This is a genomic window from Pseudomonas sp. Irchel 3A18 (assembly GCF_900187465.1).
Taxonomy (GTDB): domain Bacteria; phylum Pseudomonadota; class Gammaproteobacteria; order Pseudomonadales; family Pseudomonadaceae; genus Aquipseudomonas; species Aquipseudomonas cichorii.
This window is the reverse complement of record NZ_FYDI01000005.1, coordinates 150,100-164,869: the sequence shown is the minus strand read 5'-3', so window position 1 is coordinate 164,869 and position 14,770 is coordinate 150,100. Positions and strand designations below refer to the sequence as shown.

14 protein-coding genes and 2 tRNA genes are annotated in these 14,770 nt (G+C 56.9%); 8 read left to right on the top strand and 8 right to left on the bottom strand.

Translation table 11 applies throughout. From position 1 onward, the window contains the following. Nucleotides 1–26: 26 nt before the first annotated feature. Nucleotides 27–536 (top strand): DUF1993 family protein, encoded by a 510-nt coding sequence (locus CKW23_RS11705; RefSeq protein ID WP_025259831.1) that lies wholly within the window; start codon nt 27–29, stop codon nt 534–536. 2 nt (nt 537–538) lie between these two features. Here CKW23_RS11705 and nhaR read toward each other — a convergent pair whose 3' ends face one another. After that, entirely contained in the window at nt 539–1,435 is an 897-nt protein-coding gene (nhaR, locus tag CKW23_RS11700) for a transcriptional activator NhaR (protein WP_038399818.1), read from the bottom strand. Between the two features lie 132 nt (nt 1,436–1,567). Here nhaR and CKW23_RS11695 point away from each other — a divergent pair, with 132 nt between their 5' ends. The 3 genes from CKW23_RS11695 (at nt 1,568) to CKW23_RS11685 (ending at nt 3,749) form a co-directional block, all read left to right on the top strand. Then, a complete protein-coding gene (locus CKW23_RS11695; RefSeq protein ID WP_025259832.1) occupies nt 1,568–1,810 on the top strand; it encodes a hypothetical protein in 243 nt (80 codons plus the stop codon). Nucleotides 1,811–1,842: 32 nt separating this feature from the next. Continuing rightward, entirely contained in the window at nt 1,843–2,601 is a 759-nt protein-coding gene (locus CKW23_RS11690) for a TerC family protein (protein ID WP_025259833.1), read from the top strand. 449 nt (nt 2,602–3,050) lie between these two features. Further along, nucleotides 3,051–3,749, top strand: a complete 699-nt coding sequence (locus CKW23_RS11685; RefSeq protein ID WP_025259834.1) for a hypothetical protein — start codon at nt 3,051–3,053, stop codon at nt 3,747–3,749. A 52-nt stretch (nt 3,750–3,801) separates the two neighbouring features. Here CKW23_RS11685 and CKW23_RS11680 read toward each other — a convergent pair whose 3' ends face one another. Continuing rightward, on the bottom strand, nt 3,802–5,085 hold the full coding sequence (locus tag CKW23_RS11680) for an FAD-binding oxidoreductase (RefSeq protein ID WP_025259835.1): 1,284 nt from the start codon (nt 5,083–5,085) through the stop codon (nt 3,802–3,804). 182 nt (nt 5,086–5,267) lie between these two features. Here CKW23_RS11680 and CKW23_RS11675 point away from each other — a divergent pair. After that, a tRNA-Val gene (locus CKW23_RS11675) sits at nt 5,268–5,344 on the top strand. 118 nt (nt 5,345–5,462) lie between these two features. Here the strand turns inward: CKW23_RS11675 and CKW23_RS11670 are convergent. Beyond that, entirely contained in the window at nt 5,463–5,684 is a 222-nt protein-coding gene (locus tag CKW23_RS11670) for a ubiquitin-like protein (protein WP_025259836.1), read from the bottom strand. Between the two features lie 296 nt (nt 5,685–5,980). Between CKW23_RS11670 and CKW23_RS11665 the strand changes: the two genes are divergently transcribed. Further along, nucleotides 5,981–6,057: transfer RNA gene (locus CKW23_RS11665), tRNA-Val, on the top strand. Between the two features lie 84 nt (nt 6,058–6,141). On the opposite strand, the gene CKW23_RS11660 is transcribed toward CKW23_RS11665, so the two are convergent. The 3 genes from CKW23_RS11660 to CKW23_RS11650 all read right to left on the bottom strand — a co-directional run bounded on the left by CKW23_RS11660 (nt 6,142) and on the right by CKW23_RS11650 (nt 8,399). Then, nucleotides 6,142–6,504: an NUDIX hydrolase gene (locus tag CKW23_RS11660; RefSeq protein WP_025259837.1), complete on the bottom strand. Its 363-nt coding sequence runs from the start codon at nt 6,502–6,504 to the stop codon at nt 6,142–6,144. Nucleotides 6,505–6,722: 218 nt separating this feature from the next. After that, the gene (locus CKW23_RS11655) at nt 6,723–7,091 is read right to left on the bottom strand and encodes a hypothetical protein (RefSeq protein ID WP_025259838.1); all 369 of its coding nucleotides are present in this window, start codon (nt 7,089–7,091) and stop codon (nt 6,723–6,725) included. Between the two features lie 243 nt (nt 7,092–7,334). Further along, complete coding sequence (locus CKW23_RS11650; protein WP_025259839.1) at nt 7,335–8,399, bottom strand: NAD(P)-dependent alcohol dehydrogenase; 1,065 nt, start codon at nt 8,397–8,399, stop codon at nt 7,335–7,337. A gap of 345 nt (nt 8,400–8,744) precedes the next feature. Here CKW23_RS11650 and CKW23_RS11645 point away from each other — a divergent pair, with 345 nt between their 5' ends. Both CKW23_RS11645 and CKW23_RS11640 read left to right on the top strand, forming a co-directional pair. Continuing rightward, nucleotides 8,745–11,558 (top strand): EAL domain-containing protein, encoded by a 2,814-nt coding sequence (locus tag CKW23_RS11645; protein WP_236249433.1) that lies wholly within the window; start codon nt 8,745–8,747, stop codon nt 11,556–11,558. A gap of 142 nt (nt 11,559–11,700) precedes the next feature. Then, on the top strand, nt 11,701–12,255 hold the full coding sequence (locus CKW23_RS11640; RefSeq protein WP_025259841.1) for a hypothetical protein: 555 nt from the start codon (nt 11,701–11,703) through the stop codon (nt 12,253–12,255). A gap of 61 nt (nt 12,256–12,316) precedes the next feature. Here the strand turns inward: CKW23_RS11640 and CKW23_RS11635 are convergent, their stop codons facing one another. Then, the gene (locus CKW23_RS11635; RefSeq protein WP_025259842.1) at nt 12,317–13,255 is read right to left on the bottom strand and encodes a carbohydrate kinase; all 939 of its coding nucleotides are present in this window, start codon (nt 13,253–13,255) and stop codon (nt 12,317–12,319) included. A 24-nt stretch (nt 13,256–13,279) separates the two neighbouring features. After that, a complete protein-coding gene (gene xylB, locus CKW23_RS11630; protein WP_025259843.1) occupies nt 13,280–14,761 on the bottom strand; it encodes a xylulokinase in 1,482 nt (493 codons plus the stop codon). Between the last annotated feature and the right edge of the window lie 9 nt (nt 14,762–14,770).

Sequence of the window (14,770 nt, the reverse complement as noted above, 5' to 3'; positions counted from 1 at the left end):
CCTGACTTTCACTTTCAGGATTTGTCATGTCTATTTCCCTGTACGCCGCTTCCGTTCCTGTATTCCAGCAAATGCTCAACGCGCTGAATGACGTTCTGGTCAAGGCCGAGGCCCACGCGACCGAGAAGAAAATCCAGCCTGAAGCCCTGTTGCAGGCGCGCCTGTTCCCGGACATGCTGCCTTTCACTCGTCAGATTCAGATTGCCGTGGATTTCGCCAAAGGCGCTTCGGCCCGTCTGGCAGGCGTCGAGATTCCAAAGTACGAAGACACCGAAACCACCTTTGCCGATCTGCAAGCCCTGATCGCCAAGACTCTGGCCTTCATCGCCAGCATCAAGCCGGAAGATGTCGACGGCAAGGAAGGCATCGAGATCGTTCTGCGTCCTGGCACCGACAAGGAGAAACGCCTCAACGGCCAGGCTTACCTGCTCAGCTATGCCTTGCCGCAGTTCTTTTTCCATGTCACCACAGCCTATGACCTGCTGCGTCACAATGGCGTGGAAATCGGCAAGCGCGATTACATGGGCAAGTTCTAAGCTCAGTCGGTAAACAGCTTGTTTCGGGCACTCTCGGTAATGGCGACAATACCGGGGTGCCTGACCTTTCGTTCGACGGTAATGGCATAGAACGATTCGGTCACCGATTCGGTCTGGCCGATGATTTTCACGTCATATTGGCTCTGTACTTCATCGGCGATCACGCTGGGCGCGACGAATACGCCGCTGCCGGATTTGCCAAAAGCTTTCATCAGGGCGCTGTCATCGAACTCCCCGATAATCCGCGGCTGGATTTTCTGTTCGGCGAACCAGCGCATCAACCTGCCACGAACCACGGTGTCCTGCCCGGGAATCAATAGTGGTGCTCCATGCATGCACTGCGGAAAGTCACCCCACAGACTTTCAGCCACGCCCTGGGTCGCGAAGAAGCTGACGCCACACTCTCCCAGTTTCTGGTTGTAGCCTTTAATGTCCAAATGTGGTGGCATAGGGCTGTCAGATATCACCATGTCCAGTCTCTGGATTGCCAGGTCGGCCAGCAGGCGTTCGAGCTTGTCTTCGCGGCAGGTGATACGGATCGATTCATCGAGCTCCATGGTGGGCGCGATCAGTCGATAGACGATGGATTTGGGCACGACATCGGCCACACCGATGCGAAACAGGAGCTGTTGTTCGTCGGGCTGTGAGCGCAGCATGGTTTCCAGCTCATTGCCCAACTGGAACATCTGTTCGGCATAGGGCAGTGCCAGGCGACCGGCTTCAGTCAGCTCCAGTTGCCGGCCTACACGGCGGAAGAGATCGACGCCCAGGGTTTCCTCGAACAGGCTGATCTGGCCGCTGATGGTCTGGGGGGTGAGGTTCAATTGTTCGCAGGCGCGTACAATGCTGCCGGTTTTGGCCACGACCCAGAAATAGTGGAGTTGACGATAATTGAGCATAAAGATTGTCGATTCGGTAAAACCGAAGTATACACCTTGAAAAAGCGAATTTTTCTGATGTTTCCATGTCTCTAGAATGCTTCGCTGACGCCGGACCAAAGGTGATGTCCGGCCTTGCATATCGAGGGAAACATGATCAAACCCGTTTACGCCGCATTGCTGGCATGTTCGCTGGTTGTAATGGCTGGCTGTGACCAGGTAGAAACATCGACCAAGCAAATCCTGGACACGGCTGCCAATACAGCCAAACAGGCGATTGACGATACCCATGAAGCTGCAACCAAGGCGCTGGAAGATACCCGCAAGGATCTTTCGGTACTTGAACCCAAAAAACAGCCCGAGTCTCCCGAAGAGAAGTCTGGTAAAGAAATCTAACGCTCAACATTGGCTCAAGCAGGACACGATCTATGGAATACCTTTTGGAACTCGCTACAAGTCCCGCCGCCTGGATTGCCTTGGCCACGCTGGTGGTTATGGAAGTCGTGTTGGGTATCGATAACCTGATCTTCATTTCCATTCTGACCAACAAGTTGCCGGAGCATCAGCGTGCCAAGGCCCGTCGTCTGGGTATCAGTGCGGCCTTGATCATGCGTCTGGGCCTGCTCAGCACCGTGGCTTTCATCGTCCAGTTGACCGAACCTGTGCTCGACGTGTTCGGCCAGGCGTTCTCCTGGAAAGACATGATCCTGATCGCGGGTGGCTTGTTCCTGGTCTGGAAGGCGACCACGGAAATCCATCACAGCATGGACAGCAAGGCTGAGCAGGAAAAGACCATCGGGTCCGCTGTGACGCTGAGCATGGGCGCGGCAATCTTCCAGATCCTGCTGCTGGACCTGGTGTTCTCCATCGACAGTATCATCACTGCGGTGGGCATGACCGAGCACTTGCCGATCATGATTATCGCGGTAGTGTCTGCTGTGATCGTGATGATGGTGGCTGCCAACCCGCTGGCCAAGTTCATCAATGACAACCCGACGGTGGTGATGCTGGCGCTGGGCTTCCTGATCATGATCGGTATGACACTGATCGCTGAAGGTTTTGGTGCCCATGTACCTAAAGGCTACATCTACGCCGCCATGACGTTCTCGGCAGCGGTTGAGATCCTCAACATCCTGGCTCGCAAGGCCAAGCGTAAAAAGACTGCTGCTGAAGCTGCCAAAGCCTGATCTCTCGATCAGTGAAGCAAAAAAATGGTCGGCCCTGTAATGGGGCCGACCATTTTGCATTTCATGAGCGCTGATCAGTGAGCGACTGCAGGCTGTCTTTTTTCCAGCCGGACCACTGGGGTCGGTCGTACGACGCGCGGTTGGTGACGACGGGAAACTCTCAGTACTCCCCAAAGCATGGCGCCTGCAACCATCAGCCATGCCACGATCAGCATCACGATTGTCATTTCCAGGCTCATAAGTGCCTCCGTATTTACCGCATCTTCTTGCTGTCTGAATAAGTGACAGTCTAGTCCCTCACATGTTTCGATTAATTGACGGCTATGACCAATTTGATCTATCCAGTCACTCTGACTGTGTCAGAAGGCTATACCCAGGCGCTGTGCGGCTCTATGATCGGTGTCCGAGTCAGGTCGTGTGTTGCCTGACACCCGTTGAAGTGAGTGAAAATGCTGCCGGTATCTTTCTTGTTCAACGCCGCCAGGACCCGGCGGCCGTGGTGGGTGATGGTCCTGGCCTTGAGCCTGACCGCCTGCGCTTCTATGGTTACGCCAGAAATTCAGCGCTTGCCGGACCGGGTTGAACTCAACTCTGTGCCGTTCTTCCGTGGCAACGCGTATCAAAGCGGACCTGGCGCATTGGCGGGCATGCTGGCCAACCGTCAGGTGCTGATTACACCCGGGCTCCTCGATAAGCCCCTGCAATTGCCGGGCGGCGAGGGGAAGCTTGAAAGCAATATGCAGAATGCGGCGCGCCAATACGGTTTCATGGTTTACCCACTCGATGGCGAACTGCACGCTTTGCTGGAGCAGGTTTCGGCGGGTTATCCGGTGATGCTGCGGCTGTCCGAAGGCTCGGCCTGGTGGAAAGGGCCTCGTTATGGCGTGCTGGTGGGCTATAACCGCATCAAGCAGACCGTTCTGCTGCAGGTGGGCATGAATCGTCGGCAGATGATGAGCTTTGGCAGCTTCAGCTCTGCCTGGAAGGATGCAGGCAGTTGGGCGGTCCTGATTCAGGGGCCACGGCAACTGCCTGCCAATGTGGATCAGCAGCGCTGGCTGAAAGCTGCCAATGAACTGTCTCAGGCCGGACAGGAGCAGGCTGCCGGTGAAGCAGTGAAGGCATTGGCCCGTCAGGGTGTTAAATAAGTTTGGTCTGAAGCAGTGAAAACCCCGATCTACAGGGTTTTCACGCTATCCATCAAAAGCCCAGTCTGTCGCGCAGGCTGTAATACCAGGCGCCCAGTGCTGTAAGCGGCGTGCGCAGCAACTGGCCGCCAGGGAATGGGTAGTGGGGCAGGTCGGCGAATGCATCGAAACGCTCGGCCTGGCCACGCAAGGCTTCGCAAAGCACCTTGCCTGCCAGATGGGTATAGGTCACGCCATGCCCGCTGCAACCCTGAGAGTAATAGATGTTGTCGCCCAGGCGCCCGACCTGCGGAAGTCGTGACAGGGTCAGCAGGAAATTGCCGGTCCAGGCGTAATCGATCTTCACATCCTTGAGTTGCGGGAAGGCCTTGAGCATCTTGGGACGAATGATGGCTTCGATATTGGCCGGGTCGCGGGCGCCATAGACCACGCCACCACCAAAGATCAGGCGCTTGTCGGCGCTGAGGCGGTAGTAGTCCAGCAGGTAATTACAGTCCTCGACGCAGTAATCCTGAGGCAGCAGGGATTTGGCCAGCTCTTCGGTCAGCGGTTCGGTGGTGATCACCTGAGTGCCGCATGGCATCGACTTGGCCGCCAGTTCCGGCACCAGATTGCCCAGATAGGCATTGCCGGCCACGATGATGAATCTGGCCCGGACTTTCCCTTGTGCCGTATGCACGACCGGGTTGGCGCCACGTTCGATACGGATCGCCGCCGATTGTTCATGGATGACACCGCCCAGCGATTCCACGGCAGTCGCTTCGCCCAGCGCCAGGTTCAGTGGATGGATATGGCCGCCGGTCATGTCCAGCATGCCGCCGATATATTGCTCGCAGGCAACGACTTCGCGGATGCGGTTTTTATCCATCAGCTCCAGATGCGAATGCCCATAGCGTTCCCACAAACGCTTCTGAGCTTCCAGATGCGCCATCTGCTTGTTGGTCAGGGCTGCGAATACGCCGCCGTCCTTCAGGTCGCATTGAATACCGTAACGGGAAACACGATCTCGAATGATCGCCGCGCCCTCGAATGCCATCTGCCCCAGCAGTTGCGCCTGTTTGGGGCCTACGCTGCGCTCGATGACATCGATATCGCGGCTATAGCTGTTGACGATCTGCCCGCCGTTACGGCCCGAGGCGCCAAAGCCGACCTTCGCGGCCTCCAGCACGGTGACTCTGAAGCCATGCTCAAGCAGGAAGAGGGCGCTGGACAACCCTGTATAGCCTGCGCCGATGACGCATACGTCCGTCTCCACTTCACCCTGCAAGGCAGGACGTTCCGGGACCGGATTGGCTGATGCGGCGTAGTAGGACTGCGGATAGAGCGTGTTCGCCATCCTGAAGCTCCGTTTAAAATTCTTGACGAGTGCCGTGATCCTACCCCAGTTAAAAAACCTCTGCCAGCCACGGGATAAAACATATTTACCTGCGCAGCACCTAAAAGCGTTGCGAATTCATAGGCTTAGCTGAAAAAGAGATTGACAGGCCAGCCAATGTCCGTAGAATGCGCACCCACAGCAGGCACGTAGCTCAGTTGGTTAGAGCACCACCTTGACATGGTGGGGGTCGTTGGTTCGAGTCCAATCGCGCCTACCAGACAAATCCGCTCTGCTGGGCGGTGAAGAAGGGCGATCCGAAAGGGTCGCCCTTTTTTCGTTCGACCGTGAAGTGCATGATGCCGGTTGTCTATGGGTATTGCGCCAGAGCTTTATGTCTAGAGTCGGATTACAACATATATGGTGCTCTCCTTCTGAATGTTGTAATCGCTCAGGCTTCTCTGATCTTCAAGCTGTTTCCCGGCAAAGATAAGCCTCTGTGCTTCGGGGGAAATGCCAGATTTATCCTGAATCTTGCATTTCACGTTACTGATCGTATCTGAGGGTTCAACATCCAGTTCCCAGAGTTCTCCGGTCAATTTCTTTGCATAAATAATCATTTCGTCACCTGGCGTGAATGGCATAGGAGACGCGAACAGGAGTGCCTTGAACGTGTTCGTGCAGATAGCTACATTCGCTTGCGCGCGTGCGTACAGATTAAAAGTGGGGGGAAATGACGGGAACTGACAGAACTGTCAGCGCCGTGCGCTTTCAGACAGTTGGCTTGATGCCCTTGCCGGAGCTTGCGTCTGATGGCATGTACTGAATTCAGAGCTAAAAATTTGAATATATCAGTGGGTTACTGCAAAAATCCGTTGACACCTTTTTCAATATCCGTAGAATGCGCTCCCACAGCAGGCACGTAGCTCAGTTGGTTAGAGCACCACCTTGACATGGTGGGGGTCGTTGGTTCGAGTCCAATCGCGCCTACCAAACAAAATCCGCTCTGCTGGGCGGTGAAGAAGGGCGATCCGAAAGGGTCGCCCTTTTTTCGTTTGCGCAGATTGAAACCCGACCCTATTTGGGCCGGGCAAACGATTTGACGATGGATTTGGTCGCTGTGCTTGCCTTGAGGTCGCTGATGTTTCCAGTCGCGAGCCATTTGCAGGCGGCAATCTCGTTCCGTGGCGAGGGCTCGCTGGAGGAGGGGATCACGGCTGTGAATATGTGGTGAATGACCCGATCCTTTTCGTATTCATCCACATACATGAGGTCCAGGTTTTCAAGGCCCGTTTCCTCACTCAGTTCGCGCACGGCTGCCTGGGCTGGCGTTTCTCCCGCTTCGATCCTGCCGCCGGGCAATGCCCATTTCGATTTTGGTTTGCGAACGTAGAGGATCTGGTCGTCACGCTTGCAGATGACTGTTGCTCGTTCTTTCATCTTTCCACCTGTTAACGTCCAGTCATTCTTGATATCTGCACGCTTGCCCTGAAACTTGAATCTGTTGAGATAACAGATATCAATGTCATAAAAATGTAATAAAAAGTTAATCTTTCACCAAGCACAATCGGTGCCAGAACGCTTGTTGAAAAAGGATAGCCGGGCCATAACGAAAGAGCCCGGCGCAGGGCCGGGTTCTTGTCACGCAGTGGGGGCTGTTACATGAAGTCGGACACAGGGATATCCTGCGCCATTTTTCGGTAGGTGTTTTCATCGGTGGCGGCGAGCAGGCTCCTGCCGTCCTTGAGCGTTGCTACAAAGGTTATCTCTTTCTCTTCGCTCGCCAGGAACATGCCGGCGGCAGCTCCCACGGGGCCTAACATCAATGCACCTGCAAGACCGAACCCGATAGTGTCATCCATTTTCCTGTTTGATGCTTTGCTGGCAATTTCCATTGACTTGATTTCGTCCTGTTTGAAACAGATTCCAGGCCATGGAAAGAGGGGGGTTACAAGAGTAATGGTGCCAGCACGGTATTCCCCATTACCTTGAAGAAAATCACCCGCTAAAACATTGATCTTAGCCATGTGCATTTCCCCATCGTTTCATCCAATACCCATTGCGCGCCCCATTACAGGGCGTGTCAACAGGCTGGAGGGGCGGATAAGGGCTTTATGACGAATGGTTTGACAAAGCGTGCAGTTATTTGCGGCAAGATATTTCAATGATGAGGTTTGTTGTTTAAAGGCGCTGAATCGAGACTTTTTGTCATATGGCCCTGACGATAAAACAGGCTGCCCGATCCTGCCGGACAGCCTGAATGTTCGCTATCAGGCCGCAGAAGCCTCCTGTTTCAGCGTGGCCATATCAATCACGAAGCGATATTTCACGTCACCCTTGAGCATGCGCTCGTAGGCCTCGTTGATATCTCGCATCGCGATGATTTCGATATCCGAAACAATGCCGTGTTCGGCACAGAAATCCAGCATCTCCTGGGTTTCCTGGATGCCGCCTATCAATGAACCGGCCAGGCTGCGACGCTTGAAGATCAGCCCGAACACGGCCGGTGATGGGTGAGGCTCGGCAGGTGCGCCAACCAGCGTCATGGTGCCGTCACGCTTGAGCAATCCCAGGAAGGCATCGAGGTCGTGGGGCGCGGCGACTGTATTGAGGATGAAGTCCAGGCTGTTGGCCTGTGCTGCCATTTCGGCAGGGTCTTTGGAAACCACGACTTCATCAGCGCCCAGGCGCAGGCCATCTTCACGCTTGTTGGGCGAGGTGGTGAACAGCACCACATGCGCGCCCATGGCGTGGGCAATCTTCACGGCCATATGACCCAGCCCGCCAAGGCCGACGACACCGACCCGTTTTCCTGGCCCGACTTTCCAGTGGCGCAGCGGTGAGTAGGTGGTAATGCCTGCACAGAGCAACGGAGCGACAGCAGCCAGATTGTCGCTGTGGGAGATGCGCAGGACGAATTTCTCCTTGACTACGATATTGTCGGAGTAACCGCCAAAGGTGTTTTCGCCACCAAAGACCGGGCCGTTATAGGTGCCGGTAAAACCGTTCTCACAGTATTGCTCTTCACCTTCGGCGCAGGAGGCGCAGTGTTGGCAACTGTCGACCATGCAGCCGACGCCTGCCAGGTCTCCCACCTTGAAGTGCTTGACGTCGGCGCCCACAGCGGTGACCCGGCCGACGATTTCATGGCCCGGTACCGAAGGGTAGAGCGTGTTGTGCCATTCGTTACGGGCGGTGTGCAGGTCCGAGTGGCAGACGCCGCAGTACAGAATGTCTATCTGTACATCGTCGGCACCGGGAGTGCGGCGTTCAAAACGATAAGGTTTCAGGGTGTCGGTCGGTTTCTGGGCGGCGTAACTGTAAGTCTTGACCATTGCGATCACCTTTTGCGAAGGGTTGAAAGAAGTCGTAAGCCAGCATAGCGGTTGAACAGGCTTCGATTATTACAACGTGACCCGATTCGACCTGCTCAAGAACCGGATAGTGCCGACTGAGTGTCAGCTTTTCTGTCGTAAGGAGTGCTTGATGCACTTCGTAATACACACTTTCTTGCCTTCAATCACATATCCTGCTTGCCACCCTCGGGCGCTGCCGCCGAAGATAGCCGCAGCCAGTTACAGGATTTGGTGTTTTTCATGCAGGTTCCTCCTTTTTCCCCGGCCTTGAACCAATCCACCGATGATTGCGCTGCATCGCCTGCGCTTTCCAGTGAAGCGCTCATGGAAACCTTGCTGCGCGAGGCGCGCATCAGCATGCCCGATGTGGTCTGGGCGGCTTACGGTGCCGGTACGCACAAGCGCCTGCTGGGGAGTGGATCTGCACAGGCCGATTGGCTGGGCGAGATTCCCTGTGACGGTTTCGATGACTTCTGCAACAAGCGCCAGTTGCATCGCTGGGTCGTGGGCATGGGCGAAACCCCGCTGGGCTGGCTGCTGGCACCCAAGGCCGAATCAGCCAATCCGGCCCTGGCCGACCTGGCCTTGCGACTGGGCTATCTGTTGCAAAGTGTCGCACTGGTAAGAGCGCAGAATACTCAGCGGGTGCTCTATGAAATCAGTCATCTGGCCAGCTCGACACGGGATCGCAGCACCTTCCTCAAGGGCATCCACAAGCAACTGGCGACGCTGATCGATGCCGAGAACTTCTATCTGGCGCTTTATGACGATCAGAGAGAAAAGATCACTTATCCCTATTACATCGACGTAGCCGATCACGAGGCGATGGAGCCGGAAAGCTTCGAGTACCTCGACCGCTCGCGGCTGAGCATGACGGGCTATGTGCTGACCACGGGCCAGCCGTTGTTCGTCGATGCCACGGCTATAAAGCAGGCTCAGGCTCAGGGGCTGTTCTTCTGTGAGGGCCGTCCTTCCGAGTTCTGGATGGGCGCACCGCTGAAGAAATCATCCGACGAAGTCTTCGGCATGCTGGCCATGCAGGTATACGACGTCTCGCGCATCTATAGCGTCGAAGACCGCGCGCTGTTTCTGGTGGTTGCCCGGCATGTGGCGATGGCGCTGGACCGGATTCTGCACCGGGCCGACCTTGAGCATACCGTGCTGCTGCGCACCCAGCAGTTGTCTGCTGCCAACGACGCCCTGAGGCAAGAGGTGGCCGATCGCGAACGGGCGGAGCACCTGCAGAGTGCGCTGTTCCAGATTACCGAGCTGTCCAGCCAGCCGGGTGACATGGCGGAACTGTTCCATAGCCTGCACATGATCGTCGGCGAGTTGCTGGTGGCCTACAACTTCTATATCGCCCTTTATGACGGCTCCACCGAAGAAGTGACGTTCCCCTATTACAGCGATGAACGACTGGCCACGCCGCCCAGGTCACGGCGTGGTCAGCGTGGCTTTACCGAGTATGTCATCCGCCAGCGCCGTCCTTGCCTGATTGATCGTGAAGATGCTTACAGGCTGGAAAGGGAAGGCGAGATCGAGACCCAGAATGACTCCAATCGGTCCTCATCCTGGCTGGGCATACCTTTGTTCGAGGGGGATGATGTCCGGGGCGTGCTGGCGGTGCAGAGCTATTCGCAGAATGTGAGTTACACCCTGCGGGATCAGGAACTGTTGACCTTCGTCTCCCGGCACATCGACACGGCTCTGTCCCGGCGAAGCGCCGCCGAAGCGATCCATACCGCCAATCTTCGGCTGGAGGCGCGGGTTCAGGACCGTACCCGTGAGCTGGATCTGGCCAATGCCCGGCTTCAGCATGAAAACTCCCATGACTCGCTCACCAGCCTGCCCAATCGCAGCCAGTTGCAGCAGCGTCTGAAAGAGGCCTGGCAGGCTTTCAATCAACATGACCAGCAATTGGTGGTCATGTTTATTGACCTGGACCGGTTCAAGGTCGTCAACGACAGCCTGGGTCATCACTTTGGCGATATCCTGTTGGTCCAGGCGGCTGCGCGGTTGCGCAGTTGTATCCGCGATTGCGATCTGCTTGCGCGTCTGGGGGGCGATGAGTTTGCTGTGCTGGGGATCGGTGCGCCGCTGGCTGTCGGGGTCGGGATTGCCGAGCGCATTCTTGAAGCGTTCGACCTGCCGTTCTTTATCAGCGGCCATTCGGTCTTTTCTTCGTGCAGCATCGGTGTGGTCGGGGCTGATCGTCAGTTTCATCAGGAGCCAGCCGAGTTGCTGCGCGATGCCGACACGGCCATGTACCGGGCCAAGAATGGCGGTCGTGACAGCTTTGTGGTGTTCAATCAGGAGTTGCGCCGTGAGGTTTCCGATCAGGTCGAGCGTGAGGGCGCACTGCGCAAGGCGCTCAAGCACACCAATGAGCTGATTCCGTATTTTCAGCCGATTATCTGCGTCAATACTGGCAAGCTGTTTGCCCTTGAAGCCCTGATTCGCTGGCGTCAGCCCGATGGCCGGGTCATCGCTCCCGGCAGTTTTCTACCGGCTCTGGAAGGTTTGCGCCTTATCGGTCGCCTGGACATTTACATGTTGCAGCGCGTCATTGCCATTCTGGCCGATCCGGCCAATGCCCACTGGCCGCCGGTGCATGTGAACTGCTCCAGTTACAGCATCACTCGCCCTGAATTTGCCGCAGAGGTGCTGAACCTGCTGACGGAATATGGTGTTGCGCCTTCGCGCCTGTGCCTTGAACTCACCGAGGGGGCGCTGGTGGCCGATCCGGCGCAGGCGCGTGAGTCCATGAAGCAGTTGGCCGACAAGGGCATGTCGGTGGTGCTCGACGACTTCGGTGCAGGTTTCTCGTCGCTCAGCTATGTGCATCAGTATCACTTCAGCGGCCTGAAGATCGACAAGTCCTTTGTTCTGGAACTGACGACCAGCGCCAGAAGCCGGGCGATTGTGCGTGCCATCGTGCGGATGGCCGAGTCTCTTGATCTGACCGTGGTAGCGGAAGGCGTTGAGGATCATGCGACTCTGGAATTGCTGCGGGGCATGGGGGCGGGCCAGGCTCAGGGCTATTATTTCGCAATGCCGTTACCCCTTGAACAGCTCGATCTGAGCAAAGATATCGAGTTGGGCCTGCACTGGACCCAGGCCGGCAATGACTTGCCATGATCGGCAGTGTTTCTCCGTTTTCTTCCGGTCGTTGTTCGTGGTTCCTTTTTAAAGCCTTTTGAAAACAGTGGGTTGAAGGTTTTTGATACGGCTGGCACTGGTTTTGCTGCGTAAGGGTCGCACCCACCGCAGGAGGTGAAAGATGATTATCAACAACGGCACGCTCGAAGGTCTGGTTTCCAGATTCGTCGGGCGCAAGACAGTGGATGAAGTTTCCCAGAACTCATTCAGTACTGTTGCGGCTGCTGAGAGTCTGGTTCCGGCTGTTAATCCGGTGACCGCCAGGGCTGACAGTTCCGCGTCCCAGGACAGTACCAAGAGCAACAATGGCTATGACGAATCCTTTGCCCGGATGATGTTCAACATCAAGACCCTGGCCGAGAAAACCCTGTCCGAGAAAACCGCCGACAGCGACAATGGTGTGATCGCATCGAACGGGGCGGGCAGCACGACCAGCACCGGTAGTTCGACCAGCTCGATTCAGCAGGAATTCATGGATTACATGAAGCAGACTGCCGAAGAGAAAATGCGTGAAAAACTCACGGGTGTCAGCAAGGCTGAATATGAGGCCATGAGCCCTGAAGAGAAGCTGGCCGTGGACAAGAAAGTCCAGGAAGCCCTCAAGGGGCATCAGACTGCGGCTGTTGATGACATCAATGCGAGAATCAATGGCATCAAGGCCGGGATGCTTGCGTAGCGCTCTTTCGCGAATGAATTCGCTCCTTCAACCCGCGTAGGAGCGACTTCAGTCGCGAAAATCACGCCAGCTGATGCCGATACGGCAGATCCGGTCCCACCCTGGTGCAGGTCAGCGCCGCCGCCCTGACGGCAAAGCCGAGCATTTCATCCAGGGCTTCCCGTGTCAGTGATTCAAGACTTTGCGGCGTATCCAGCTGGCGCTCGCTGAGAAAGGTCAGCAAGGCCGCCTGGAACGTATCGCCTGCGCCCACCGTGTCCACGGTCTTGACGCTTTGCGCCGCCACCGACCAGCTCCCGTGTTGCCGGGTAAAAATGCTGGCACCTTCCGAACCCCGGGTCAGAACCACCAACTGGCAGCGTTTGCTCAGCCATTCTTGCGCAATGCTTTGCGGATCGCTGTCCGGGTAGAGCAGGTGCAGGTCTTCATCGCTGACCTTGATGATATGCGCGTGTTCGGCAAAGGCGCGGATCTGAGCGCGCCAGCGTTCTATGTCCGGCTCCGGGTTGAGCCGCACGTTGGGGTCCAGGCTGATAAGCCGGTTGTTGCTCTCCCGGGCGACCAGCGCCAGCACGGTATCGGCAATCGGCTGCACAACCAGCGAAAACGAGCCGACATGAATGCCGCGCACTTTCTCATCCAGAACGGGCAGGTGCTCCAGCCGCAACTGCCGGTCGGCACAACCCTCGCCACGAAAACTGTAGGTGGGCGAGCCATCGGCACCGACCGCCACCATGGCCAGTGTCGTAGGCGCTTCAACGTCGATCAGGTAAGCGGGGCTGACCGCTTCCTGATCAAGTACGGCACGCAAGCGGCGACCCAGGTAGTCGGTGGACAGCCCGGCGAAAAAAGCGGCCTCGACCCCGAGGCGGCGCAAACCGATCGCCACGTTGAAAGGTGAACCCCCGGCAACGGCTTCAAGGCCCAGCCTGTTGAGCGAACCGTTGTCGTCCGCTCGGGTGAAAATATCGAAAAGAGCTTCGCCGCAGACAAGAAACATAAGTGCTCCGTGAAATGGCAGGGATCAGACTGCCCGCAATTGATCCTGATAACGTGCGTAGACGCGCTCGTAAGCGGCCACATTTTCTGCGACAGGGTAGGTTTCGCTGTCGGGGTCGAGCCTGACGCAGCGTTCGCAAAGTGTGTGCAGATCCGTTGCTTGCCCATTCTCGCCAGAACTGCACCAGGCCGCCTGAATAGCAGCGCCCAGGGCCGCCGCTTCGGCGTACTCGGTGCAAATGACTGGAGTATCCATGATGTCGGCAATCATCTGCCGCCAGATGGCGCTTTTCGAGCCGCCACCGATCAGGCGGATGGTCTGGCTCTTGATACCGCTGGCCCTCAGCAGGTCCAGCCCGTAGCGTAATCCGAGGCTGGTTCCTTCAACCACGGCCCGGCACAGATTGGCCTGGGTCAGGTTGGTGCTGTTGAGGCCCAGAATGCTGCCGGTGGCATCGGGCAGGGCGGGGACTCGTTCGCCGTTGAGAAACGGCAGCATGAGCACACCTTCCGCTCCGATGGGTGATTGGGTGACGGCCTGATTGAAACCGTCGATATCCAGCGTGAACAACTCGCGAATGGCACTAGTGGCGTTGGTCAGGTTCATGGTGCAGATCAGCGGCAGCCAGCCATCGGACGAAGAACAGAAGGTTGCCACCGACGCTTGCTCGCTGACAAAGGGCTGATCGGCAAAGGCATACACGGTGCCTGATGACCCAAGGCTCATGGTGATCAGGCCGGGCTTGATATTGCCGGTGCCGATGGCCCCCATCATGTTGTCGCCACCGCCGCTGGACACCACCGCGTCAGGGTTCAGGCCCAGCAGGCTGGCGATTTCGCCTCGAATCGTGCCGACTTTGTGCTGTGCCGGCAGCAACTCAGGAAGCGCCTTGCCCAGACGACCAGTCGGATCGATATGCGCCAGCAATGGCAAGTCCCATTCCCGGGTGCGCACATTGAAGTAACCGGTCCCCGACGCATCGCCATAGTCCGTGCAGCAACGCCCGGTCAGCCAGTAATTGAGGTAATCGTGAGGCAGCAGGATCCTGTCGATACGCTCGAACAGTTCCGGGTGCTGCTCCTTGGTCCACAACAGCTTGGAAACCGTATAGCCCGGCGCAATGACCAGCCCCAAACGTTGCAGCGAACCTTGCTCGCCCCCCAGATAATCCAGCAGGCGCTGGTTCTCGGGTGTGGTTTCGGTGTCGCACCATAATTTGGCCGGGCGCAGCACCTGGCCCTGAGCGTCCAGCAGCACCAGGCCGTGCTGCTGACCGGAAACGCCGATGCCCCTGATCTGCTGGCCTGAAATACCAGCCTTGGCCAGCGCACTGCGGGTCGCCAGCGCCAGCGCGTCCAGCCACTGCTGCACATCCTGTTCGCGTCGGCCATGGGCGTTGCTGATCAGACTGTGAGGGGCAGAACCTTCGCCCAGTACCTGACCGCTATCAGCATCCAGAATGATCGCTTTTGTACCTTGGGTCCCGCAATCGATTCCAAGAAACATGGTTGCCTC